The organism is Burkholderia diffusa, from assembly GCF_902499115.1.
Lineage (GTDB): Bacteria > Pseudomonadota > Gammaproteobacteria > Burkholderiales > Burkholderiaceae > Burkholderia > Burkholderia diffusa.
Genome location: NZ_CABVPN010000007.1, coordinates 192,099 through 215,159, shown reverse-complemented (window position 1 = coordinate 215,159; position 23,061 = coordinate 192,099). Strand labels below are relative to the sequence as shown.

The 23,061-nt window shown below is 67.4% G+C and carries 19 protein-coding genes; 8 read left to right on the top strand and 11 right to left on the bottom strand.

The genetic code is table 11. From position 1 onward, the window contains the following. Positions 1 to 70: 70 nt before the first annotated feature. From BTE28158_RS09550 to BTE28158_RS09540, 3 genes are all read left to right on the top strand, one after another. On the top strand, positions 71 to 1,180 hold the full coding sequence (locus tag BTE28158_RS09550; protein ID WP_151049521.1) for an NADH:flavin oxidoreductase/NADH oxidase: 1,110 nt from the start codon (positions 71 to 73) through the stop codon (positions 1,178 to 1,180). Between the two features lie 161 nt (positions 1,181 to 1,341). Then, positions 1,342 to 2,412 carry an AI-2E family transporter gene (locus BTE28158_RS09545; RefSeq protein ID WP_151049518.1) on the top strand — a complete coding sequence of 357 codons (1,071 nt, stop codon included), beginning with the start codon at positions 1,342 to 1,344 and terminating at the stop codon, positions 2,410 to 2,412. Positions 2,413 to 2,633: 221 nt separating this feature from the next. After that, positions 2,634 to 3,008 (top strand): hypothetical protein, encoded by a 375-nt coding sequence (locus BTE28158_RS09540; protein WP_059599321.1) that lies wholly within the window; start codon positions 2,634 to 2,636, stop codon positions 3,006 to 3,008. Between the two features lie 39 nt (positions 3,009 to 3,047). Here the strand turns inward: BTE28158_RS09540 and BTE28158_RS09535 are convergent, their stop codons facing one another. Beyond that, positions 3,048 to 3,842 carry an SDR family NAD(P)-dependent oxidoreductase gene (locus tag BTE28158_RS09535; RefSeq protein ID WP_151049516.1) on the bottom strand — a complete coding sequence of 265 codons (795 nt, stop codon included), beginning with the start codon at positions 3,840 to 3,842 and terminating at the stop codon, positions 3,048 to 3,050. Positions 3,843 to 4,003: 161 nt separating this feature from the next. On the opposite strand from BTE28158_RS09535, the gene BTE28158_RS09530 reads away from it, so the two are divergent. Continuing rightward, entirely contained in the window at positions 4,004 to 4,852 is an 849-nt protein-coding gene (locus tag BTE28158_RS09530; RefSeq protein WP_151049514.1) for an AraC family transcriptional regulator, read from the top strand. A 215-nt stretch (positions 4,853 to 5,067) separates the two neighbouring features. Here the strand turns inward: BTE28158_RS09530 and BTE28158_RS09525 are convergent, their stop codons facing one another. The 4 genes from BTE28158_RS09525 to nthA all read right to left on the bottom strand — a co-directional run bounded on the left by BTE28158_RS09525 (position 5,068) and on the right by nthA (position 8,414). Beyond that, positions 5,068 to 5,673 carry a LysE family translocator gene (locus BTE28158_RS09525; RefSeq protein ID WP_151049512.1) on the bottom strand — a complete coding sequence of 202 codons (606 nt, stop codon included), beginning with the start codon at positions 5,671 to 5,673 and terminating at the stop codon, positions 5,068 to 5,070. 184 nt (positions 5,674 to 5,857) lie between these two features. Further along, positions 5,858 to 7,120 (bottom strand): GTP-binding protein, encoded by a 1,263-nt coding sequence (locus tag BTE28158_RS09520; RefSeq protein WP_151049510.1) that lies wholly within the window; start codon positions 7,118 to 7,120, stop codon positions 5,858 to 5,860. Next, entirely contained in the window at positions 7,117 to 7,770 is a 654-nt protein-coding gene (nthB, locus tag BTE28158_RS09515; protein ID WP_151049508.1) for a nitrile hydratase subunit beta, read from the bottom strand. Before nthB ends, BTE28158_RS09520 begins: the two co-directional genes overlap by 4 nt. A gap of 44 nt (positions 7,771 to 7,814) precedes the next feature. Further along, complete coding sequence (nthA, locus tag BTE28158_RS09510) at positions 7,815 to 8,414, bottom strand: nitrile hydratase subunit alpha (protein ID WP_124623817.1); 600 nt, start codon at positions 8,412 to 8,414, stop codon at positions 7,815 to 7,817. 515 nt (positions 8,415 to 8,929) lie between these two features. On the opposite strand from nthA, the gene BTE28158_RS09505 reads away from it, so the two are divergent. From BTE28158_RS09505 to BTE28158_RS09490, 4 genes are all read left to right on the top strand, one after another. Beyond that, the gene (locus BTE28158_RS09505) at positions 8,930 to 9,826 is read left to right on the top strand and encodes a transporter (protein WP_151049506.1); all 897 of its coding nucleotides are present in this window, start codon (positions 8,930 to 8,932) and stop codon (positions 9,824 to 9,826) included. A 95-nt stretch (positions 9,827 to 9,921) separates the two neighbouring features. After that, complete coding sequence (oxdA, locus tag BTE28158_RS09500; protein WP_151049504.1) at positions 9,922 to 10,974, top strand: aliphatic aldoxime dehydratase; 1,053 nt, start codon at positions 9,922 to 9,924, stop codon at positions 10,972 to 10,974. A 55-nt stretch (positions 10,975 to 11,029) separates the two neighbouring features. Beyond that, on the top strand, positions 11,030 to 12,556 hold the full coding sequence (locus BTE28158_RS09495; protein WP_151049502.1) for an amidase: 1,527 nt from the start codon (positions 11,030 to 11,032) through the stop codon (positions 12,554 to 12,556). A gap of 138 nt (positions 12,557 to 12,694) precedes the next feature. Then, positions 12,695 to 13,735 carry an AraC-like ligand-binding domain-containing protein gene (locus BTE28158_RS09490; protein ID WP_124900749.1) on the top strand — a complete coding sequence of 347 codons (1,041 nt, stop codon included), beginning with the start codon at positions 12,695 to 12,697 and terminating at the stop codon, positions 13,733 to 13,735. Positions 13,736 to 13,801: 66 nt separating this feature from the next. Here BTE28158_RS09490 and BTE28158_RS09485 read toward each other — a convergent pair whose 3' ends face one another. The 6 genes from BTE28158_RS09485 to BTE28158_RS09460 all read right to left on the bottom strand — a co-directional run bounded on the left by BTE28158_RS09485 (position 13,802) and on the right by BTE28158_RS09460 (position 22,985). After that, positions 13,802 to 15,250, bottom strand: a complete 1,449-nt coding sequence (locus BTE28158_RS09485; RefSeq protein ID WP_174919825.1) for a heavy metal sensor histidine kinase — start codon at positions 15,248 to 15,250, stop codon at positions 13,802 to 13,804. Continuing rightward, entirely contained in the window at positions 15,247 to 15,942 is a 696-nt protein-coding gene (locus BTE28158_RS09480) for a heavy metal response regulator transcription factor (RefSeq protein ID WP_059599382.1), read from the bottom strand. Before BTE28158_RS09480 ends, BTE28158_RS09485 begins: the two co-directional genes overlap by 4 nt. A gap of 21 nt (positions 15,943 to 15,963) precedes the next feature. Further along, positions 15,964 to 17,469, bottom strand: a complete 1,506-nt coding sequence (locus BTE28158_RS09475) for an efflux transporter outer membrane subunit (protein WP_174919831.1) — start codon at positions 17,467 to 17,469, stop codon at positions 15,964 to 15,966. Positions 17,470 to 17,474: 5 nt separating this feature from the next. Next, the gene (locus BTE28158_RS09470) at positions 17,475 to 18,707 is read right to left on the bottom strand and encodes an efflux RND transporter periplasmic adaptor subunit (protein WP_151050195.1); all 1,233 of its coding nucleotides are present in this window, start codon (positions 18,705 to 18,707) and stop codon (positions 17,475 to 17,477) included. A gap of 33 nt (positions 18,708 to 18,740) precedes the next feature. Next, entirely contained in the window at positions 18,741 to 21,989 is a 3,249-nt protein-coding gene (locus BTE28158_RS09465; protein WP_151050193.1) for an efflux RND transporter permease subunit, read from the bottom strand. A 228-nt stretch (positions 21,990 to 22,217) separates the two neighbouring features. Continuing rightward, on the bottom strand, positions 22,218 to 22,985 hold the full coding sequence (locus tag BTE28158_RS09460; RefSeq protein ID WP_170296448.1) for a Crp/Fnr family transcriptional regulator: 768 nt from the start codon (positions 22,983 to 22,985) through the stop codon (positions 22,218 to 22,220). Positions 22,986 to 23,061: the final 76 nt, after the last annotated feature.

Below are 23,061 nucleotides of genomic sequence, written 5' to 3'. Positions count from 1 at the left end.
ACCGTTCCGTCGTGCGCACCGCACGACGGCTCATCCAGTCGTTTCGTAGAACCAAGCAAAGGAGTGGTGGATGTCTGCCTTGTTCGAACCGTTCAAACTCAAGGATGTCACGCTGCGCAACCGCATTGCGGTGCCGCCGATGTGCCAGTACGTCGCCGAAGACGGCGTCGTCAACGACTGGCATCACGTGCATCTGGCCGGCATCGCGCGCGGCGGCGCGGGCCTCGTGATCGCGGAGGCGACGGCCGTGTCGCCGGAAGGCCGTATCACGCCGGGCTGCGCCGGGCTGTGGAACGATGCGCAGGCCGAGGCGTTCGCGCCGTCCGTCGCGGCGATCAAGGCGGCCGGCGCGGTGCCGGGCATCCAGATCGCGCATGCGGGTCGCAAGGCGAGCGCGAACCGTCCATGGGAAGGCGACGACCACATCGCCGACGGCGATCCGCGCGGCTGGCAGACCATCGCACCGTCGGCCGTACCGTTCGGCGCGCATTTGCCGAAGATGCCGCGCGCGATGACGCACGACGACATCGCACGCGTGCAGGCCGACTTCGTCGCGTCGGCCAAGCGCGCCCGCGACCTCGGCTTCGAATGGCTCGAACTGCACTTCGCGCACGGCTATCTCGGCCAGAGCTTCTTCTCCGTGCATTCGAACCAGCGCGACGACGAGTACGGCGGCTCGGCCGAAAACCGCGGCCGTTTCCTCGTCGACACGCTGAAGGCCGTCCGCAAGGTCTGGCCGGAGCACCTGCCGCTGACCGCGCGTCTCGGCGTGATCGAATATGACGGCCGCGATGAAGAGACGCTCGCCGAATCCATCGCGCTCACGCAGCGGATGAAGCAGGAAGGCCTCGACATGCTGAGCGTGTCGGTCGGCTTTTCGGTGCCCGACGCGCGCATTCCATGGGGCCCGGCGTTCCTCGCGCCGATCGCGGAACGCGTGCGCCGCGAGGCCGGCATGCCGGTGTCGTCCGCATGGGGGATCGACACGCCTCAACTGGCCGAGCGCGTCGTCGCCGAACGGCAGCTCGACCTCGTGATGGTCGGCCGCGCGCATCTGGCCGATCCGCACTGGCCGTACTACGCGGCCAAACAGCTCGGCGTCGAGCGTCCGTCGTGGACGCTGCCTGCGCCGTACGCGCACTGGCTCGAACGCTATCGCGTCGCCGACAAGGTGGCCTGAGCGCGCATCGCACCGCGCGGCGCGCGCGACGTGCGCGGCACGCATTTGACAATGCTTGGCATCGCGTCCGCGTGCCGTGGCGGTATCGATGGATAGAATGGCGGTTCGCACCGGCCTTTGGCCCATGCGAACCGCCATTTTTTCATTTCGACAGAGGTGCCATGCGCGCACATGTCTCGCCTTCCCCCGATTCCGCCGGGCGGCCGCGTGCCCAGCAGATCGCCCGCGCCGTGCTGTATGCGGCGTTGTTGGTGCTCGCGCTGTGGGTGATCCGCGATTTTCTTCCCGCTATCGCGTGGGCATGCGTGATCGCGATCGCGTTGTGGCCGTTGCTGGAACGCTTCGAATCGGGCAGCTGGTTTCGCGACCGGCCGACCCTGATCGCGACCGCGATCACCGCGGGCGTGTCGCTGCTGGTCGTGCTGCCGATCGCCATTGCGCTCGGCCAGGCGATCTCGCAGGCGCACGACCTGCGCATCTGGCTGCATTCGATCCAGGACAACGGCATTCCACTGCCGGACGTCGTCGGCCGGTTGCCGTACGGCGCCGCACAGATCACCGAGTGGTGGCAGGCCAATCTCGGTCATCCGCTGCACGCGGGCACCGCGATGCATGGCGCGAGCGGCGAGCGGTTCATCGCGTTCGGCCGGCAGTTCGGCACGAAGCTCGCGCATGCGCTTTTCGAGTTCGGCTTCATGCTGGTCACGCTGTTCGTGATCATCAGGGCCGGCCACAAGTTGTCGGGCGCGTTGCTGCAGGGCGCGCGGCGTGCGTTCGGCCGCGGCGGGGCGGACCTGATCGAACGGATGGTCGCGGCCGTGTACGGCACGGTGACGGGGCTGGTCGTCGTCGGGCTGGGTGAGGGCGCCATTCTCGGCGTCGCGTATGCGCTCGCGGGCGTTCCGCACGCGGCGCTGCTCGGCCTCGTCACGGCCGTCGCCGCGATGCTGCCGTTCTGCGCGCCGATCGTATTCTGCGGCGCGGCGCTCTGGCTGTTCGTGCAGGGTGCGACCGCGTGGGCCGTGGTGGTGCTGGTGCTCGGTTTCGTGGTCGTGTTCGTCGCCGAGCATTTCGTGCGGCCGGTGCTGATCGGCAGCTCGACCCGCCTGCCGTTCCTGCTCGTGCTGTTCGGCATCCTCGGCGGCGCCGAGTCGTTCGGCCTGATCGGACTGTTCGTCGGCCCGGCGCTGATGACGGTGCTGACGATGCTGTGGGCCGAGTGGGTCGCCTGACGACAAGGCTCGTTGCGCAGTTCCGGGCCATCGGCGCAACGGCATTGACGCCCGTGCGGGTCCGCGCGGCGCCTCATGTTTCGCGACGATCGGGCGTGCGCCGGGCCGCGCCGGGCGCGACGTCGGACACAAGTCTCTACATTTCTTTTCGATCCGGACCCAAAGGTCTAGTAGCATGGGGCTTTCGATCACGCCGGCACGGCGCAGCAGATTTTCCAAGCATGCGATTGATTCCGATGTCCCGTCGCGCCGCGACATTGTCGCTGGCCGCCAGTTGCCTGATGCTGCACGGTTGCGCGTGGTTCGACTCGTGGCTGCCGTTCTCGTATTCGCGCACGCCGCTGGCGCGGGCCGCGTCGCGGCACGGCGCGACGCGCGCCGACGTCGTCCGCGCGGGCGGCAACCCGCGCAGCGTGTGGATGGTCCGTAACGGCAGCGGCGTCTGTTACAACTACTTCATCGAGCACGGCAACGATCACCGGGCGTACTTCGTCGTGTTCGACAAGGCCGGCGCCGTCACGCAACACGGCTTCGATACCTGCATGGACGCCGACCGCAAGGGCACGCTTCAGTCGGACAAGGCGGCTTCGCGGTAGCGCGGCCGCCATGCGCCGTGCGAGCGTGTCACGCAGTCGTCACGCTATCGTGTCGACCACGCCGCCGTCTACGCGCAACGCCGCGCCCGTCGTGGCCGAGGCCTGCGGCGAGCAGACATACACGACCATATTCGCGACTTCCTCCGTCGTAGCCGGGCGCTGGATGATCGAGCTTGCGCGCTCGCTGCGCACGAAATCCACCGCGACGTCGTCGATGCTGCGGCCCGTTGCGTCGGCCGTTTCCTTCAGCAGCGCGCGCACGCCTTCCGACATCGTCGGCCCTGGCAGCACGGAATTGACGGTCACGTTGGTTCCGGCCGCGAGTTTCGCGAGGCCGCGCGCGATCGCGAGCTGCGCGGTTTTCGTGAACCCGTAGTGAATCATGTCGACCGGGATGTTCAGGCCGGATTCCGACGAAATGAACACGACGCGGCCCGTGTTGCGCGCGAGCATCCCCTTCAGATAGTGCCGCGCGAGACGCACGCCGGACATCACGTTCATCTGGAAGTAATGCGCCCATTCGTCGTCGTCGATGTCGAAGAACGCCTTCAGCCCGTAGATGCCCGCGTTGTTGACGAGGATGTCGGCCTCCGGGGTGTGCTGCGTGACGCGCGCGACGCCGGAGGCGTCGGCCAGGTCGGCGGCGACGCCGTCGATGTCCGCGCCGGGTACCGCGCTGCGCAGCAGTGCGAGCCCAGCATCGACCGACTTTTCGCTGCGTCCGTTGACGACGACACGTGCGCCGGCCTGCGCGAGCCCTTTGGCGATCGCCAGCCCGATGCCGGCGGTGGAAGCGGTGACGACCGCGGTCTTGCCTGTCAGATCGATGTGCATGAATGTACCGGTTGGAAGAGGGAACGGGAACCGCCGGGGGAGGCCGCGGCGGCCGAATTCATAGCTTAGGCGATCCGGCTGCGAAGTGTCGTGTCGCGGTTGCATCGCGCAGCGCAGTCTTGTACGGTGTGCGTTCGCCGTCCGATCCGGGAGCCCGTCGCGTGAGCCGTTCCGCCAACCCCCTCGCTGTGCCGTCGCCGTTCTGGCGCGACGCCGCGCTGCCGTTCATCGAGGCGCGCACCGTCGACGACGGCCGGACGTTCTGCTACGCGAAGCACACGCACGACACGTTTTCGCTCGGCGCGATCGTCGGCGGGACGAGCACCTACCTGAACGGTGCGACGAAGGAACGCGTCGGGCGCGGCGTGCTCGTGATCATCGATCCGGAGCAGGTGCATGCGTGCAATCCGTATGGCCCCGACGCATGGGCGTACCGGATGGTCTATGTCGACGTGCCGTGGCTCGCACGGCTGCAGCATGCGCTCGGGCGTGACCCGAACAGCGATTTTCACGGTTTTTCGCCAAAGTTGACGGCACGGCGCGACCTGTTCGCGCAGTTCGGCGGCTTTTACCGCACGCTCGTGGCACCCGGCATCGATCCGCTTGGCAAGGAAAGCGCGGCGGTCGAATTCTTCACGCGGCTGCACGGCGCGCTCGATCGCGAGTTGCCCGTCGATACGCGGCGCGGGGCCGACAACGCGAAGCTCGCCCGCGCGGCCGACTACATCGCTGCGCATTGCCGTCAGGCCGTCACGCTTGATGCGATCTGCGCGGCCGCCGACCTGTCGCCGTCCTACCTGATCCGCGCGTTCAATGCCCGCTACGGGATGACGCCGCATGCGTTCCTGGTCGACCGTCGCGTGCAGTACGGCCGCGCGGAACTGCGCCGCGGCCGGCCGATCGCCGAGGTCGCCCTCGATGCGGGCTTTGCGGACCAGGCGCATTTCCAGCGCGCATTCCGGCGCATCGCGGCCGCCACGCCGGGGCAGTATCGAAGCGCCGCGAGTTGACCGGCGAACCGTGGGGCGGTGCCGGCGTCGCAGACCGCAGACCGCAGACCGCAGACCGCAGACCGCAGACCGCAGACCGCAGACCGCAGACCGCAGACCGCACACCGCACACCGCACACCGCACACCGCACACCGCACACCGCACACCGCACACCGCACACCGCACACCGCACACCGGCGAGGGCCCGTGTCATCGGTCGCCGGCGGCACCGGCACTAAACATCGAGCAGATAAAGCGCGCTGCCCGCGAGCAGCAGCGCCATCGCGCGGTTGAACAGCCGCATCCGCCGCGCATTCGCGAGCCAGTGCCGCAGCGACGCACCCGCATACCCCCAGCAGGCGATCGACGCGAAGCAGATCACCAGATACAGCGCCGCGAATTGCCACACCTGCGCGCGATCGCCATCGGCCGCATACGCGCCCATCGCGGCCACGCACGCAAGCCACGCCTTCGGATTCAGCCATTGCATCGCCGCGCCGGCCGCCGCCGACGGGCCGGCGACGTTTCGCGCGTCCGGATCGGCCGGATCGGCCGACAGCCGGCCGTCGTCGAGCGCCAGCCGCAGCGCGAGGTAAAGCAGGAACGCGATCCCGGACCATTGGGTGGCCGTGGTCAGCATCGGCCAGCGCGCGAGCGCCGCGTGCAGCCCGAGGCCGATCAGCAGGAACAGCGCGACGAAGCCGAGCGTCGCGCCGGCCGCATAGCGCAGGCTCGCGCCGAGACCGTGGCGCGCGCCCGCGCCGAGCGCGACGAGGTTGACGGGACCGGGCGTGATCGACGACGCCAGCGCGAACGCGGCCATCGAAACCAGCATGCTCATCATGTGTCTCCATGCGAATGTGAAAGTCGCATCGAGACTAAAGAAGCCGCGCATGTCCGTATTGAAGAAAACTGCCCTCGGCGGCGCTGCCGGGATTCACGTAACGCCGAACCGGGCACAGCGCTCACCGGCGCTCGAAAGTCGTTGGACGCAGGCGTTGCAGCCGAAGGCATCGAGTCTTACATCACGGATGAGCGGCCGTCGCGAGCGCGTCGAACGCGTCGGCTTCCGGAAGCTGCAGCCACGACTCCGGGCCTGCGTCGATTTCGTCGACCGTCAGCAGGCACGCATCGAGTTCGCGACGCAACGTGGCGTGATCGATCGACTGCCCGATGAACACGATTTCCTGCCGACAATCCCCGGCCGGCTCCTCCCATTTTTTCAGCACGCCATCGCGACGATAGTCGTCGTGCGGCCAGTCCGACTGCGGGATAAATCGCCACCATCGCCCAACGTAACCCCACTGGAATGCTCCGCCCGTCTGCACGAGCATGGCGATCTCGGCATAGCGGTGCGCGGCCCAGACATAACCCTTGCAGCGAAGCAGTCGGCCGTTGTCCCACGGACGACGCAGCCATGCGAGCAGGCGCGCCGGATGAAACGGTGTACGTTCGCGATAGGTCCACGACGCGATCCCGTACGCATCCGACTCCGAGGGGCGTTCGTCGATCTGCATGCGCTGCATCCATCCCGGCGATTCGACGAGCGCCGGCAGATCGAAGCGCCGGGTATCCAGCACGTCTGACGGATCGACCTTGCCGTGCTGCATCGGCAGGATTCGCGCAGATGGATTCAGCGATGCAAGAATTGCGCGCAGCCGGTCGAAACCCGCGTGGCCGATCCGGTCGAGACGGCTCACGAGGATCACGTTCGCGTATTCGACTTGCTCGAGCAGCAGGTCCGACAGCTTGCGTGGCGGACCGGAATTGCCGTCGTGCGCGAGCGTCGCGTCGTGCGCGACCGGTTCAGCCGACGTGATCATGTCCTCGAACGTCTCGCCGTCGACCACCGTGACGAGCGTGTCCAGCCGCGCCAGTTCGCTCAGGCTGAAACCGTCTCGATCGAGAAACGCAAACGTCTCCGCGACCGGCATCGGCTCCGAGATGCCGGTCGATTCGATCAGCAGATAATCGAAGCGGCGCTGCCGCGCCAGCGTGCTGATCTGCTCGAGCAGATCGGCGCGCAGCGTGCAGCAGATGCAGCCGTTGCTCATCTCGACCAGTTCGTCCTCGCCTCGATGCAGCTCGACGTTGCGCCGCACGTCGTCGGCGTCGACGTTCACTTCGCTCATGTCGTTGACGATCACGGCGACCTTCAATCCTGCGCGATTGCGCAGGATGTGGTTCAGCAACGTCGTCTTCCCGGCGCCGAGGAAGCCGGACAGCACGGTGACCGGAATCCTCGTGCCAGGGGCGGCCGGCGTTCCCTGATTCCCCGGTGTCGTCATGCGCTCTGCCCGGACGCGCGATCCAGGTAGCCTTCGAACAGGTCGACCACGACGTAGCCGTCGTCGGCGGCGTCGCCCCACAGATCCTTCACGCGGAATTCGACATGGTAGGTCGGCTGATGCGCGGCGCCGGTGTCGCCGTGGCCGATCGCGTCCGGGAATGGCCACGATTCGGTCGTCCGGTGCAGCACGACACCTTCCTTGCCGCGAACGTAGCCCGGCGCGCGGATGTGTCCGCTGACGTATTCGTCGCGAACGACGACGCGATCGCCGACCTCGAACCGCGTTGATTCGGGCGGTGCCGCCCGGCCCCCGGATTTCGGCGGGTTCGCGAGCCGGAAATGCGAACCGAGCGCGCGGTCGAGTTCATCCTGCGTGAGCACGCCGGTTTCGACGAGCAATGTCGCCGTCGCGATCACGTAGCGCTCGTAGTAGCGCGTGCCGACGTGCTGGCGCACGTCGATGCGTTCGACCGCGTGACGTACCTCGTCGACGCTGAATTTTTTCAGTTGGTCCACGCCGACGAACATCAGACTGTACGCGAGATGTTCCCAGTCTTCCTTGAAGACCGGCTTGTAGCCGAGACTGTTGATCGTATGCGGCACCGGGCCGAAACCCTGGAATCCGCCGAGGTCGTGAATGCCGTCCATATGTGATCTCCGAGATGAAGGTCGAGAGCGAAACGTGGTGGGCGTCAGCGCGCGCGCGGCAGCGCAACGCCGATCAGCACGTCCTTCGTGACGAGCGTGCGCAGTTGTTCTTCGGTCATGTGCTCGCTGCCGGCCGGCCGCACGGGCAGCACGAGATAGCGGCTTTCGGCGGTCGTATCCCAGACCTTCACGACGACGTCGTCGGGCAGGTCGGTGCCGAGCTCCCGCAGCACCGTGCGCCCCTCGCGGACGAGCCGGGCACGATATTCGAAGCCCTTGTACCACTCGGGAGGCAGCCCGAGCACAGGCCAGTTCGTGCATGAGCACAGGCTGCAGACGATCACGTTCTTCAGCGTGGGCGTGTCTTCGAGCGCGACGATGTATTCGCCCTGCGGGCCGGTGTAGCCGAACTGCGCGCACGCGGTCGTGCCGTCCTTGAGCAGCAGTTCGCGAAACGCCGGGTCGACCCACGCACGCGCGACGATGCGCGCGCCGTTGGCCGGATCCCAGGTCGTGGACATCAGCTCGGTCAGGCCTGCGATATAGCCGTCGGGGATCAGGTTCTTCTCTTTCATCACGCGAAACAGCGCCCAGGCACGTTCGCCGGGCGTCGAGACCGTTTCCGCGGAAGGGGTCGTACTCATTGTTGGGGCTCCTTGTGGTGGTTCGGATTGACCGCCGCCACGGGGTCGGGACTGCCCTGGCAGGGTGCGGCCGCGTGGTGTCGGCCACGCTCGACGAGCAGGGTAAGAAGAGAAAAAGCGCGGTTCTTTGCCGGCACGGATCGGAAACTATGCTGAGACGGCCCCGTTGCGCGGCATGGGGCCGACACGCAACGCATGCACGGCGATTGGCGGCAATCGACGGGGCTCCCGGCGCGAAAACCGTGGCGACCGGCGCACTTTTTGCGACCGCTTTATGGCATCGCAAGCGCAGATCCGTCACAGCCAATTTCTTGTTCCGCCGGAAAACAGAACTGCGGATTTTGCCTTTCTATTCTCATCCTCAAGCGATGGCCGTTCGATGTCGCGAATCGCCGGCATCCCCGATGTACCGGCGGAACAACAGTCAGCCAGCACCCCGCGATTCCACCGTCCGGCGACGGTTCCCGTTCGTCATGCGGCGGGCGTGGCGGTGTCTGCGCAACCAGGTGAGGAGCATGATGGATAACGTCAACAGAATGAAACTGAAGCGAATCGCGCGCTGGATCGGCTTGTCGCTGATCGCCGTCGCATCGCATTACGCGGGCGCGGTCGAGGTCGATCCCGGCGACTATGAGCAGTATCCGATCGGCGCGACGATCGGCGTGCTGTACTACAACTATTCAGCGACGAACGCGTACTACGCGAACGGCCACCGGACGTCGGATTTCGATCTGCAGTCCAATGTCGGCATCGCCCGCCTGCTGCATGTGTTCCAGCTCACCGACAGGCTCACGATCGATCCGCAGGTGTTGCTGCCGTTCGGTCACGTCAGCAGCTTCGGCAACGCAAATTCGCTTGGCAGTACGAATGGTGTCGGAGACGTGATCCTGACGGCTCCATTGAAATTTCGCCTCAACGACGCGAAGGACGTCGCCGCCGCGACCATCTACGTATACGCGCCGACAGGGAGTTACGACCAGAACCGCGGTCTCAATCTCGGTGCCAATCGCTGGTCGCTCGATTTCCAGGCGGCTTACATCAAGCACTTTTCGCCACAGTGGGCACTCGATCTCGTCGGCGACGCGATCTGGTACGGCAACAACAGGTCGTACGGCGCGAGCGGCACGACGCTGCATCAGCGGATGAGCTACAGCGCACAGGCGATGGTGCGTTACATGCCCGATCCGGGCACGTCGCTCGCGATCGGCATCACCCAGCTCTGGGGCGGTGAAACGAGCGTCGACGGCGCGGACAACAACGACGCGCTTCGCACGACGCGCATGCGGATCAGCGCGGCGAAATTCGTGACGAAGGCCGATCAGGTGCAAATCCAGCTCGGCACCGACCTGAGCGTGCGCAACGGGCCGAAGAACAGCGTGCTCGCGGGCCTGCGTTACGCGCACATCTTCTGACCACCCGCATGCGCCGGGATACGTCCGGTGCATGTGGCTCCGTGTTCCCAACGTCGATACCTCGACATCCGATTCCCTTTCCAGAGAGGTCATGCATGGAATCCGCCATCGACAAACACCTGGTCTGCCCGCGGACGCTGTCGCGCCGCGTCGCGGATGACTACCAGCCGCCGTTCCCGATGTACGTCGCCCGGGCCGCCGAAGACCTGAGCCAGGTCGTGATGGGCTATTTCGGCGTGCAATACAGCGGCGCCGACAAGCGCGCGGCGGCACTGGCCGCGTTGCGCCGGATCGTCGCCGATTTCGGTGCGCAGGACGGGCCGAAAACCTACGATCTGACGCAACACACCGACGACCAGGGTTACGAGAACCTGATTGCCGTCGGCTATTGGCGCGATCCGGCCGCGTATGCGCGCTGGATTACGTCGCCGGCGCTCGTCGAATGGTGGACCTCCGACGCACGCCTCGCGGACGGCATCGGCTACTTCCGGGAAATCGTCGCGCCGCGCGCCGAGCAGTTCGAGACGCTTTACGCATTTACGAGCGATTTCCCCGGCGTCGGCGCGATCATGGACGGCGTCAGCGGCGAGATCGAGGAGCACGGCTACTGGGGATCGATGCGCGACCGGTTCCCGATTTCGCAGACGGACTGGATGAGCGCGGACGGCGAGTTGCGCGTCGTCGAGGGCGATCCGGCCCGCGGCGGCCGCGTGGTCGTGCTGGCGCACGACAACATCGCGCTGATTCGCTCCGGTCAGGACTGGCGCGCGGCCGAGCGCGACGAGCGCCGACTGTATCTCGAGGAGATCGAGCCGACGCTGCGCAGCGGGATGGACTTCCTGCGCGACAACGGCACGGACGTCGGCTGCTACAGCAATCGCTACGTGCGCTCGATCGATCTCGACGGCAACGTGCTCGACGAGAGCTACAACATCGGCCACTGGCGCTCGCTCGACCGCCTCGAACGGTGGGCCGAATCCCATCCGACGCACCTGCGGATCTTCGTCACCTTCTTCCGCGTCGTCACCGGGCTGTCGAAACTGCGGCTGTATCACGAGGTTTCCGTCTTCGACGCAAAGCATCAGGTCTACGAATACGTGAACTGCCATCCGCGCACCGGGATGATGCGCGACGCCGTCGCCCGCTGAATCCCGCCGGCACCGCCGGGGCCGGCGGTGCCGCTTACCGAACTGGAGAACGTCGATGGCCATCAAACGCCCGACCCGCGAACAACTGTCCGATATTGCAGCCGGCTTCGGCTTTCATCTCGATTCCCGCCAACTCGCCGAATACGACGACGTACTGCAGGCGAATTTCGACGCCTACGATGCGATCGACGCGCTGCCCGACTATCTGCCCGTCGTCGCGTATCCGCGCACGCCGGGCTACCGCCCGGAAGGCGACGAGAACCGTTACGGCGCATGGGCGCGCAAGAGCACGATCCACGGCGCCGCCGACGGCAAGCTGCGCGGCAAGACGGTGGTCGTGAAAGACAACATCTGCGTCGCCGGCGTGCCGATGCGCAATGGCTCGAGCACGTTCGAGGGCTACGTGCCCGACGTCGATGCGACCGTCGTCACGCGGGTGCTCGACGCCGGCGGAACGATCGCCGGCAAGTCGACCTGCGAGTACTACTGCTTTTCCGGCGGCTCGCACACGAGCGCGTCGGGGCCGGTGCACAATCCGCGCAAGGCCGGGCACTCGTCCGGCGGCTCGTCGTCCGGCAGCGGTGCGCTGGTCGCGAGCGGCGAGGTCGACATGGCGCTCGGCGGCGATCAGGGCGGCTCGGTGCGGATCCCGTCCGCCTACTGCGGCATCTACGGGATGAAGCCGACGCACGGGCTCGTGCCGTACACCGGCGCGATGCCGATCGAGGCGACGGTCGATCATCTCGGGCCGATGACGGGCAGCGTGCTCGACAATGCGCTGCTGCTCGATGTCATCGCGGGCGACGACGGACTCGATCCGCGCCAGCGGGCGCTGCCGCCGCGCGTCGATTATCTCGGCGCGATCCGCGACGGCATCGCCGGCCTGCGGATCGGCATTCTGCGCGAAGCGTTCGGGCTCGCGAATTCGGAGAAAGTCGTCGACGAGGCCGTGCTGGTTGCCGCGCACCGGTTGCGCAAGCTGGGTGCGAGCGTCGCCGAAGTGTCGGTACCGCTGCATGCGGCCGGCACCGCGATCTGGTTGCCGATCGCGGCCGAGGGCGCGACGCAGCAGATGATGAAGGGCAACAGCCACGGTTTCAACTGGAGTGGCCTCTACGTGACCGGCATGATCGATCACCATGCGGGCTGGCGCGAGCGCGCTGATGAGCTGCCGGATACCGTGAAGGTGACGATGTTGCTCGGCGAGTATTTCACGAGCCGGTATCGCGGCCGCTACTACGCGAAGTGCCAGAACATCGCGCGGCGTTTGCGGGCGGATTACGACGCGGCGCTGCAGTCTTGCGACGTGTTGTTGATGCCGACCGTGCCGATGCGTGCGTCGAAACTGCCGGAGCCGGGTTGTGCGATGTCCGAGTCGCTGACGCGGGCGTTCGAGATGATTGCGAATACCGCGCCGTTCGACGTGTCCGGGCATCCGGCCATGTCGCTCCCGTGCGGCGTCGCCGATGATCTGCCGATCGGGCTGCAACTGGTCGGGCGCCGCTTCGACGAGGCGACGATCTATCGCTGTGCGTATGCGTATGAACAATCTTCCGACTGGCGTCAGGCGACATTCGCATAACGTGCCCGGAGCCTCGCCGCCGCGCTGCGTGTCGGTCCGGCCGGCAACGCGGCGGGCGCGGTGGAATCGATTGGACAATGTGCTTTTGAACGGGCACGCTACCGGCTGCGTATTTGCCAACCCATGTGGGGCACGACCATGACGATGCGTCCTTTCCCGCGCGCCGCAAGCGGCGACGCGCCCGGCTTGGACTCCGACAGCCCGCCGGGCGAACGAACGAATTCGGCAATCGAGGTGGCGACCAACGGCTCGATCAGCCAGCGTATCGAATTCTGGCGCGAGACGATTCTGCGCTTGTTCGCGGACGTGCAGATCGCGGCCGTGCAGAAAGCCGATTTCTTCGGCCAGGTTCGGCAGCGTAGATGCGAAAAGATGCGCATCTCCGAGATCTACGCAAGCGAGCAGGCCGTGATCCGGCGTTATCGCCAGGCGCGGAGCGAGTACGAGGACAAGTATTTCGGAGTATTGATGCTCGAGGGCAGCCAATCGGTCGAGCAGGACGGCAAGATCGTCACGCTGCACCCCGGGGATTTTGCGATCTACGACGCGACACGGCCTCACCACCTGACGTTCGGCCAGTCGTGGCGCGAGATCGTCGTCAGCATTCCCCGCACGACCCTGAACCAGCTCGTCGTCGGAATGGAGCACCGTACGGCGTGCCCGACGCAAACCGGGGAGGGTGTCGGCAGCGTCATGCGCGCGTTTCTCGAGCAGATGTCGTCGCAGATCCGTAACGTGTCCGAGGACGAGATGCGGCAGTTGTCGGATACCGCGATCTCGCTGATCGCGATGACGGTCGGGGGCTTGCAGCGCAACGATCTCGCGCAATCAAGGATGAAGGCGTTGACGCTGACGCGGGTGAAGCGGCATCTGCTCGAGCACCTGCGCGACCCGGAGCTGAACCCGATGATGATCGAGCGGTCGATCGGCATTTCGTCGCGCTACATCAACAAGCTGTTCGAGGCGGAGAACACGTCGCTGATGCGTTACGTATGGAACCTGCGGCTCGAGCGGTGCGCGCAGGATCTCGTGAATCCGCAATGCGCGATGCTGCGCGTGTCCGACATCGCGTTGCGCTGGGGATTCAACGACATGTCGCATTTCAGCCGCGTGTTCCGCGAGCGGTTTGCGATGTCGCCGCGGGCGTGGCGCGAGCAGGGCAGCAAGCCACGCGCGTGACGCGTTCCGGGCCGCGTTCGCGGCAGGCTCAGGCGCGTTCGGGGCATCCGACAGGCGCGGGCGCCGTCAGTGCACCGCGCGCGGCGCGTGCGCCGGCCGCAGCGCGTGCGGGTCGCCCGCGTCGGCCGCGCGCAGCGGGCCGACGCTGCACAGCTGCGTCGACACCGAGAAGCCGAACGTATTGACGCCGCCGGAGCACGCGACGAACACGCTGCCGCCGTGCATCTCCGCGACGGCCTTGACGATCGACAGCCCGAGCCCGTGGTTCTCCTTGCTGTTCGCGCGCGCTTCCTCGAGCCGGTAGAAGCGCTCGAACACGTGCGAGCGCTGCACGGGGTCGATCGGTTCGCCGGGGTTGGCAACCGACACGTCGACGAGCGTGTCGCGCGGCGTGATCGTCACGTTCAGCGTCGCGCCGGGCGCCGAATGCTGGATCGCGTTGATCAGCAGGTTGGTCATCGCGCGGCGGAACAGCGACGGGTCGACGGCTGCGTGCGCATCGCCGTGCAGTTCGGCGCGCAACTGCGCTTCGTCCAGCGGAATCTCGAGGAAGTCGAGCATGCGCCGCACTTCGTCGGCGAGCGACACGTGCTTCAGGTCGGTCGCGCGCTCGCCGCGATCGCTGCGCGACAGGAACAGCATGTCGTTGATGATGACGCGCAGCCGTTCGAATTCTTCGAGGTTCGACTGCAGCGTCTGGCGCATCCGGTCGACCGAGCGGTCACGGCTCGTCAGCGCGACCTGGGTCTGGCCGATCAGGATGCTGATCGGCGTGCGCAACTCGTGCGCGACGTCCGCGTTGAACGCCTCGAGCCGCGCGTAGGTTTGCTGGATGCGCTCGAGCGCGCCGTTGAACGACGCGGCCAGATCGCGCAGCTCGGTCGGCAGCGCGTCGGTGTGCAACCGCTGGCGGCGGTTGGTGGCGTTGATCGCCGCCGCGTCCTGCGACAGCCGTTCGAGCGGCGCGAGCCCGAAGCGCGCGACCGCGCGGCCCAGCAGCAGCGTCACGGCGGTAGCGATCGCGATCAGCGCCGCGAGCGTCCACACGAAACGGCGCAGCATCCGCTGCGTACGCTCGCACGACGACGCGACGATCAGCTTCAGATCGGGGCGCTCGCCGCTGCCCGCGATCGGGACGGTCTTCGTCATCACGTCGTAGCTGCTGTGGTTGAGCGCGTACTGCTGGAACGCACCGAACGGCTTGCCGACCGGCATGCCGTCGACCGGATGACCGAAGCGGAAGTTGGCGTCGGGGCTGTCGATCTGGTAACGCGTCGACCCGTCGGGCGGTTCGAGGTCGGCGAGCTTTTCCTGCATCAGGCGGCCGCGCGCGGCCGTGGTCGCGTGCGACACGATCATCTGCGCGACCTTCGCGCGCGTGTCGATCGTCGCGCGCAGTTCGGCAAACAGCTGGCGCTCCATCATCACGAACAGCCCGCAGCCGACCAGCGTGAACACGAGCAGCGACACGATGCCGAACATCGCCGACAGACGCAGGGTGATCGAGCGTTTCATGCGTGCCTCTCGTTGTCGGCGTCCTCGCGCGCCTCGAGCACGTAGCCCATGCCGCGGATCGTGTGCAGCAGCTTCTCCGCGAACGGGCCGTCGAGCTTCGCGCGCAGGCGCTTGATCGCAGTCTCGACGACGTTCGCGTTGCTGTCGAAGTTCACGTCCCATACGAGTTCGGCGATCGTCGTCTTCGACAGCACCTCGCCGCTACGCCGCGCGAGCACGCCGAGCAGCTGGAATTCCTGCGCGGTCAGGTCGAGGCGCGTGCCGTCGCGGGACGCGCGCCGGCCGATCAGGTCGACGCGCAGGTCGCCGATCGAGATCAGCGTCGATTCCTGCACGCGCGCGCGGCGCGTCAGCGCGCGCAGCCGCTCGATCAGCTCGAGGAACGAGAAGGGCTTGGTCAGGTAGTCGTCGGCGCCGCCGCGCAGCCCGCGCACGCGATCGTCGACGCGGTCGCGCGCGGTCAGCATGATCACGGGCGTCTGCTTCTGCGCGCGCAACGCGCGCAGCACGCCGAAGCCGTCGAGCTTCGGCAGCATCACGTCGAGCACGACCACGTCGTATTCGAATTCGACGGCCTTCCACGCGCCGTCCTCGCCGTCGAGCGCGGTGTCGACGACCCAGCCCTCCTCGGTGAGGCCGCTCTTCAGGTATTCGACGACTTTCGGTTCGTCTTCGACGATCAGGACTTTCATGGGTTTGTCCTTGTAACCGGGTTAGGGGCCGACGCTCGCGGCGCGCGGGAGGTTTGCCGTCGCGACGTCGGTCGGCGTGGCGCCGCCGGTCGCGCCGCCGTCCCAGCCGCCGCCGAGTGCCTTCGCGAGAAACACGACGAGCGCCGCGCGCTGGCCCTGGATCTGCACGGCCTGGCGCTCGCTCGTCAGCAACTGCTGCTGGGCGGTCAGCACGTCGATGAACGGCGTGAGGCCGCCCGCATAGCGGTCCTGTGCGAGCGACACGAGCTTGCGCGCGTCGTCGACGGCCGCTGACGCCTGCTGCGCGGCTTCGGCCAGCACCGCCAGGCCCGTCACCGCATTTTGCACTTCCTGGAACGCGGTGAGCACGGTCTGCCGGTAGCTGGCCTGCGCGGCCACGTAGCCGGCCTGCGCGAAATCGACGCCGGCCTTCAGCTTGCCGCCTTCGAACAGCGGCTGGCTGACCGACGCGCCGACCGACCACAGCAGCGCCGGCACCGTGAACAGGCCGGCGAAGCGCGTTGCATCCCAGCCGATGTCCGGCGACAGCGTGATGCGCGGGAAATACGCGGCGCGCGCGACGCCGATCTGCGCGTTCGCGGTCGCCATCGCGCGTTCGGCCGACGCGACGTCGGGGCGCCGCTGCAGCAGGTCGCTTGGCATCCCGGTCGGCAGCGCGGGCGCGTTGATCGCCACCACGCGCGGCGGCAGCGAGAATTCGGGGGCCGGCGTACCGACCAGCGTCGCGATCGCGGTTTCGACCTGCGCGCGCTGCTGGATCAGCAGCTGTGCCTGCGTGCGCGTCGCGTCGAGCTGCGCGCGTTGCTGCAGCAGATCGAGGCCGGACACCGCACCGAGGTCGTGGCGCGCGCTCACGTAGTCGAGCGCCTTCTGCTGCAGGTCGATCGAGCGCTTGACGACGTCGATCTCGGTGTCGAGCTCGCGCAGCGCGAAGTAGCTCGACGCGAGATCGGCGGTCAGCACGAGGCGCGCGTTCGCGAAATCGTCGCGCGCCTGCTCGGAGCTGGCCTGCGCGGATTCGACGCTGCGCCGCACGCGGCCGAACAGGTCGAGTTCATAGCTGGCGCTCGCACCGACCTGGATGTCGTTCTGGACGGTCGACGTGCTCCGCGTCGCGTAGTTGGTCTGCGGCCGGTCGGCGGAGATCTTGAAGCGCTGGCCGCTCGCGTTCAGGCCGACGGCCGGATACTGCGCGGACGCGACCGACGCGAGCGTCGCCTTTGCCTGGTCGTAGCGTGCGGCGACGGCCTTCAGGTTCTGGTTGTTGCGCAATGCGTCGGCTTCGAGCGCGTCCAGCTGCGCGTCGCCGAAGGCGGTCCACCAGGCCGGATCGAGCGGCGCACGGGCAGGCGCGGCCGGGTGCCAGTACGCGTCTGCCGGGTCGAGCCGCCAGGCGGCCGGCGTCTCGACGGCGGGGCGCCGGTAGTCGGGGCCGACCGTGCAGCCGGCAAGGGCCGCGACCGCGACGGCGGCCAGGAGCGCGGCGGGGCGCAGGCGGGCGCGCATCGCGCTCACGACTTCGCTCCCGCGGCGGCGGACGCCGGCTTCACGACCGGCGGCGCTTGCACGATGACGGCGTCGCCGTTCGCGAGCGCATCGCTCGGGTTCGCGACGAGGCGGTCATTCGGCGTGAGCGGGCCGTCCACTTCGAGCGTCTGCCCGATCGTGCGCGCGATCGTCACCGCCTTCAGGCGCACCTGGCCGTTCGCGTCGACGGTCGCGACGGTCGGCCCTTCGGCGCGGAACAGCAGCGTGTTGGCCGGAATCTGCAGGCGGCCGACCGGCGTCATCGGCAGCGTCGCCTGCACGTATGCGCCGGGCAGCAGCCGTCCGTCCGGGTTCGGCAGCGTGATCTCGATCTGCAGCGAGCGCGTCGCGACGTCGATTGCCTGGGATGTGCGCGTGATCGTGCCGTCGAAGGTCTGGCCAGGCAGCTCGGCCTGCGCGACGCTTACGTGCTGGCCGACCTTGATTTGCTGCGCATACGCCTGCGGCACCTGCACATACAGGCGCAGCCGGTCGGCCTGCACGACCGTGAACAGCGAGCGGCCCGCGTTGCCGGAACTGACGAGGTCGCCGACGTCGACGTTGCGCTGCGTGACGATCCCGTCGATCGGCGCGACGATGCGCTGGAAGCCCTTCAGTTCGGTGAGCCGGCGCATGTTCGCATCGGCCGCCGCGAGGTTCGCGCTGCCCTGGTTGAACGCGCCTTGCCGGTCGTCGAGTTCCTGCTGCGACACCGCATCGCGCTGGCGCAGTTGCTGCGCGCGGTCGAACGACGTCTTCGCGAGCGCGAGCGCGGCCTGCGCCTGCTGACGCTGCGCGGTGGCCTGCGCGAGTTCCTGGTTGAGCTCGGGCGTGTCGAGCTCGGCGAGCAGTTGCCCCTGCTTCACGTGCGCGCCGATGTCGGCCTGCCAGCGCAGCACGTAGCCGCTCGCGCGCGCATAGATCGGCGCCTCGACGAAGCCGCGCAACGTGCCGGGCAGCGTGAGCTTGCCGCCGGTGGCGGCATCGACCGGATGCACGACGTTCACGTACTGGCGCGTGTTCTGCTCGGCCACTGCGTCGAGCCGGTTGCGGTTCAGCACGTTGACGACGATCGTGCGCGCGGCGCCCGCGGCCAGCAGCACGCCGACCACGATCAGCACGATCCGCCCGCGCCGCGACACCGACGTGCGCGTCGGCAGGTGCATGCCGTGTTCGTCCACCTGGATGCCGACGGAGCTGTGATGTTTCTCTTCCATGAATTGACCGGGTCTAGAGGCTAGGGGCGAATGTCAGCGTCCGGCCTGGCGCGCGCGCCGGCGGGCCAGTCGCGAATGCACGCCGCCGAACACGAGCGGCACGAACAGCAGCGTCGAAACGGTGGCGAACAGCAGGCCGCCGATCACCGCGCGGCCGAGCGGCGCGTTCTGCTCGGCGCCTTCGCCGAGACCGAGCGCCATCGGCACCATCCCGATGATCATCGCGAGCGCCGTCATCAGCACCGGGCGGATCCGCGTCGCGCCGGCCTCGAGCGCGGCCGTGAGCGGTGGCGCGCCGGCGGCGAGGCGTTGGCGCGCGAACGACACGACCAGGATGCTGTTCGCGGTCGCGACGCCCACCGTCATGATCGCGCCCGTCAGCGCGGGCACGCTCAGGTGCGTGCCGGTGATGAACAGCATCCACGCGATGCCGGCGAGCGCGGCAGGCATCGCGCTGATGATGATCAGCGGATCGAGCCACGACTGGAAATTCACGACGATCAGCAGGTAGACGAGTACGATCGCCATCGCGACGCCCGCGCCGAGACCGATGTACGACGTGCGCATCGTCTCGACCTGGCCGCGCACCGTGAGGTCGGTGCCGCGCGGCAGCGTCGCGCGCGCGTCGGACACGATCCGGTCGATCGCGCCCGCGACCGAGCCGAGGTCGCGGCCCTCGACGCTCACGTACAGGTCGATCGCCGGGCGGATGTTGTAATGCGTGATCACGGCCGGGTTCGAGACGGGGTGGATCTGCACGAGGTTGCCGAGCAACTGCAGCGGCATGCCCGTGCGCCCGCTCGCGGAAATCGGCGTGCCGAGCAGGTCGTCGATCGACGCGATGTTGTATTGCGGGGTCTGGATCTGCAGCGGGTACTGGACGCCGGTGCGCGGGTTGATCCAGAACGACGGGGTCGTCTGGGAACTGCCGGACAGCGAGATCAGCATGTTCTGCGCGACGTTTTGCGCGGAGAGGCTGAGCTGCTGCATGCGCGTACGGTCCATGTCGGCCACCAGGGTCGGTTCGTCGTTGCGCTGCAGCACGTGCACGTCGACGGTGCCGGGGATTTGCCTGATCTTTTTCATCAGGCTGCTCGCGATAGCCATGTTACTCGCGAGATCGTTGCCGAGCACCTGCACGTCGATCGCGGCCGGCTGACCGAAGTTGAGGATCTGCGTGATGATGTCCGACGGCTGGAAGAAGAACTCGACGCCGGGGAAGCGCTGCGGCAGCAGCGTGCGCAGCGTCTGCACGTAGTGCTGGGTCGAGCGATGGCCGGGCTTCAGCGCGATCATCAGTTCGCCGTCGAGCGTGCCGATCGTGCCGCTGTTGCTGTACGACAGGTTGATGCCGCTCACCGGCAGCCCGAGGTTGTCGACGATCGCGCCGAGTTCGTCGGGCGGCACGGCTTCGCGGATCACGCGCTCGACCTGGTCGGCGAGGCGCGCGGTTTCCTCGATCCGGTAGCCGGTCGGAGCGCGCATGTGCAGCCGGATGTTGCCGGAATCGGCGTTCGGGAAGAAGTCGCGGCCGAGCACGAACACGAGGCCGGTCGACAGCACGCAGAAGCCGAGGAAGCACGTCGCGTAGAAGCGGCGGCGCACCAGCAGGATGCTGAGCAGCACGATGTACCACGCACGCAGCCGCTCGAACGCGGCATTGAACGCGTGATGGAGGCGCGCGAAACGCGACGTCGAGTGGTCGGGGCCGGTGGTGGCCTGCTGCGGGCGGAACAGCAGCATCGCGAGCGTCGGCACGAGCGTGCGCGACAGCACGTAGGACGCGAGCATCGCGAACACCACGGCTTCGGCGAGCGGCACGAACAGGAAGCGCGCGACGCCCGTCAGGAAGAACATCGGCACGAACACGATGCAGATGCACAGCGTCGATACGAACGCGGGCACCGCGATCTCGCCCGCGCCTTCGAGAATCGCATCGTGCAGGTTGGTGCTCGACGAGGACCCCAGCGCGCCCTCCGGTCGCGGCCCCCCGAGGGGGCTGCCGGGCTCGCCAGGGTCGGCCCGGCGCGTGCCGAGATGCAGGTGCCGCTCGATGTTCTCGATCGTGACGGTCGCGTCGTCGACCAGGATCCCCACCGCGAGCGCGAGCCCGCCGAGCGTCATGATGTTGATGGTCTCGCCGAGCGCGGAGAGCGCGATCAGCGACGTGAAGATCGACAGCGGAATCGAGATCGCGATGATCAGCGTGCTGCGCCAGTTGCCGAGGAACAGCAGGATCATCATCGCGGTCAGCACGGCCGCGATCAGCGCCTCGCGGATCACACCCTGCACGGCGGCGTTGACGAACACCGACTGGTCGAACAGCGGCGTGATCGTGAGCCCTTCGGGCAGCGTCGGGATCACCTTCGGCAGCAACGCCTTCAGGTCCGACACGACCTTCAGCGTCGACGCGTCGCCGGTCTTCAGGATCGACATCAGCACGCCGCGCTGGCCGTTCTGGCGCACGACGTTGGTCTGCGGCGCGAAGCCGTCGCGCACCGACGCGACTTCGCGCAGGTAGGTCGTCGCGCCGTTGACGGTTTGCACCGGCAGGCCGTTGATGTCGGCGACCGTGTCGGCCGACGCGTTCGTGTCGATCCGGTATTCGGTCTGGCCCATCTTCGCGGTGCCGGTTGGCAGCACGAGGTTCTGCGCGTTGACCGCGTTGACGATGTCGGCGGGCGTGAGGCCCTTCGCGAGCAGCGCCTGCGGGTCGAGGTCGATCGCGACCACGCGCGTGCGGCCGCCGTACGGAAACGGGATCTGCGCGCCCGGGATCGTGATCAGTTGCGGGCGCAGGAAGTTGAGCGCGATGTCGGCGAGCGACTGTTCGCTGAGCGTCTTGCTGGATAACCCGAGCTGGATCACCGGGATGCTCGACGCGGAATAGGTGATCACGAGCGGCGGCGTCGCGCCCTGCGGCATCTGCCGCACGATCGCCTGCGCGGACGAGACCGTCTGCGCGATCGCCGTCTGCACGTTCGCGCCGGGCTGCAGGAACACTTTCACCACCGCGATGCCGGGCAGCGAGGTCGACTCGATGTGCTGGATGTTGTTGACGGTCGTCGTCAGGATCCGTTCATGGACGGCCGTGATCCGGTTGGTCATCTCCTTCGCGGAGAAGCCGTTGTAATTCCAGATCACGCTGATGACGGGAATGTTGACCGCCGGCAGGACGTCGACAGGCGTGCGCATCAGCGCAAGCGGGGTGGCCAGCACGATCATGATGGCCATCACGATGAACGTGTAGGGGCGCCTGAGCGCGAGATTGACGATCCACATGGAGGCAGCGGGACAGGCGGTGATCAGGCGTCGGTGAAGGGAACCCGAATGATAGGCGTCGGGGCGGAACGGGTCACTGGCGCGAAACTGGCGGAATTGTCAGGTTGGGGCGGGGTGACGAAAGGCCGATTCATCGGATGAAAGGCGCGCGGGCGCAGGCACCCGGAAACCGCCGCCGTGCCGTATGCGGATGCCGCATCGACGACGGTTCCACTCATCCGGCGTCGCTCAGATCTGTTCCATCCCGACCCGCGCCAGCGCGGCCAGATCGACGACCTCGATCTGGTTGTACGCGAGCCGCAGCACCCCGAGTTTCTCGAGCTGCTGCAACGCCTGGTTGATCCGCTGCCGCGACACACCCACGAGCATCCCCAGTTCCTCCTGCGAGATCGCGAGGGACGGACCGGTGTCCGGGTACAGCGCGGGGTTGAACAACTGCGCGAGCGCCTGCGCGACGCGCGCGTCGACGTCGAGCAGCCGGCTGTTCTGGATCGACGCGATGAACTCGCCCATCCGGTTGTTCAATTGATGGATCACGAAGCGTGTGAACGGCAGGCTGGTGTCGAGCAGCGCATGGAACGTGTCGACCGGGACGAACAGCACGATCGAGCGCTGGACGGCGACGACTTCGTACTTGCGCAGCTCGCGCTTGATCACGCTGCCTTCGCCGAACCAGCCGCCCGACGGCACGCCGGAAAACGTGCAGCCGCGCCCCGACGCGTTGAAGATCGCCAGCTTGAGCAGTCCGCGATGCACGCCGATCCAGTATTCGGACGGCGCGAGCCGCTGCGCGATCACGTCGCCGGCTTCGTGCCGTTCCGCATGGGACTGCGCGAGCACCAGCGCCTGGTGTTCCGGCGCCAGCGCGCGGAACCACGCGCACTGGCCGAACAGCGCGGACAGGGCGGGCAACGGGCCCGGTTCGAGCGGCGGGTTGGCCGGCGAGTGGTCCGGCGGAGCGGCCGCGTCGGGCGGCGCAACGGAGTGATCGTGCATGGGTGCGGGTTTGCGAGGATAGGGATAACGCGCAGCGTTCATCGGGCACTCTGTCGTTTCGATGACAGACGGCTCA

Excerpts from the sequence above, each read along its gene's own strand:
- BTE28158_RS09550 (WP_151049521.1), top strand. The coding sequence starts at position 71 with ATGTCTGCCTTGTTCGAACCGTTCAAACTCAAGGATGTCACGCTGCGC.
- BTE28158_RS09545 (WP_151049518.1), top strand. The coding sequence starts at position 1,342 with ATGCGCGCACATGTCTCGCCTTCCCCCGATTCCGCCGGGCGGCCGCGT.
- BTE28158_RS09540 (WP_059599321.1), top strand. The coding sequence starts at position 2,634 with ATGCGATTGATTCCGATGTCCCGTCGCGCCGCGACATTGTCGCTGGCC.
- BTE28158_RS09535 (WP_151049516.1), bottom strand. The coding sequence starts at position 3,842 with ATGCACATCGATCTGACAGGCAAGACCGCGGTCGTCACCGCTTCCACC.
- BTE28158_RS09525 (WP_151049512.1), bottom strand. The coding sequence starts at position 5,673 with ATGAGCATGCTGGTTTCGATGGCCGCGTTCGCGCTGGCGTCGTCGATC.
- BTE28158_RS09520 (WP_151049510.1), bottom strand. The coding sequence starts at position 7,120 with ATGACGACACCGGGGAATCAGGGAACGCCGGCCGCCCCTGGCACGAGG.
- nthB (WP_151049508.1), bottom strand. The coding sequence starts at position 7,770 with ATGGACGGCATTCACGACCTCGGCGGATTCCAGGGTTTCGGCCCGGTG.
- nthA (WP_124623817.1), bottom strand. The coding sequence starts at position 8,414 with ATGAGTACGACCCCTTCCGCGGAAACGGTCTCGACGCCCGGCGAACGT.
- BTE28158_RS09505 (WP_151049506.1), top strand. The coding sequence starts at position 8,930 with ATGATGGATAACGTCAACAGAATGAAACTGAAGCGAATCGCGCGCTGG.
- oxdA (WP_151049504.1), top strand. The coding sequence starts at position 9,922 with ATGGAATCCGCCATCGACAAACACCTGGTCTGCCCGCGGACGCTGTCG.
- BTE28158_RS09495 (WP_151049502.1), top strand. The coding sequence starts at position 11,030 with ATGGCCATCAAACGCCCGACCCGCGAACAACTGTCCGATATTGCAGCC.
- BTE28158_RS09490 (WP_124900749.1), top strand. The coding sequence starts at position 12,695 with ATGACGATGCGTCCTTTCCCGCGCGCCGCAAGCGGCGACGCGCCCGGC.
- BTE28158_RS09485 (WP_174919825.1), bottom strand. The coding sequence starts at position 15,250 with ATGAAACGCTCGATCACCCTGCGTCTGTCGGCGATGTTCGGCATCGTG.
- BTE28158_RS09480 (WP_059599382.1), bottom strand. The coding sequence starts at position 15,942 with ATGAAAGTCCTGATCGTCGAAGACGAACCGAAAGTCGTCGAATACCTG.
- BTE28158_RS09475 (WP_174919831.1), bottom strand. The coding sequence starts at position 17,469 with ATGCGCGCCCGCCTGCGCCCCGCCGCGCTCCTGGCCGCCGTCGCGGTC.
- BTE28158_RS09470 (WP_151050195.1), bottom strand. The coding sequence starts at position 18,707 with ATGGAAGAGAAACATCACAGCTCCGTCGGCATCCAGGTGGACGAACAC.
- BTE28158_RS09465 (WP_151050193.1), bottom strand. The coding sequence starts at position 21,989 with ATGTGGATCGTCAATCTCGCGCTCAGGCGCCCCTACACGTTCATCGTG.
- BTE28158_RS09460 (WP_170296448.1), bottom strand. The coding sequence starts at position 22,985 with ATGCACGATCACTCCGTTGCGCCGCCCGACGCGGCCGCTCCGCCGGAC.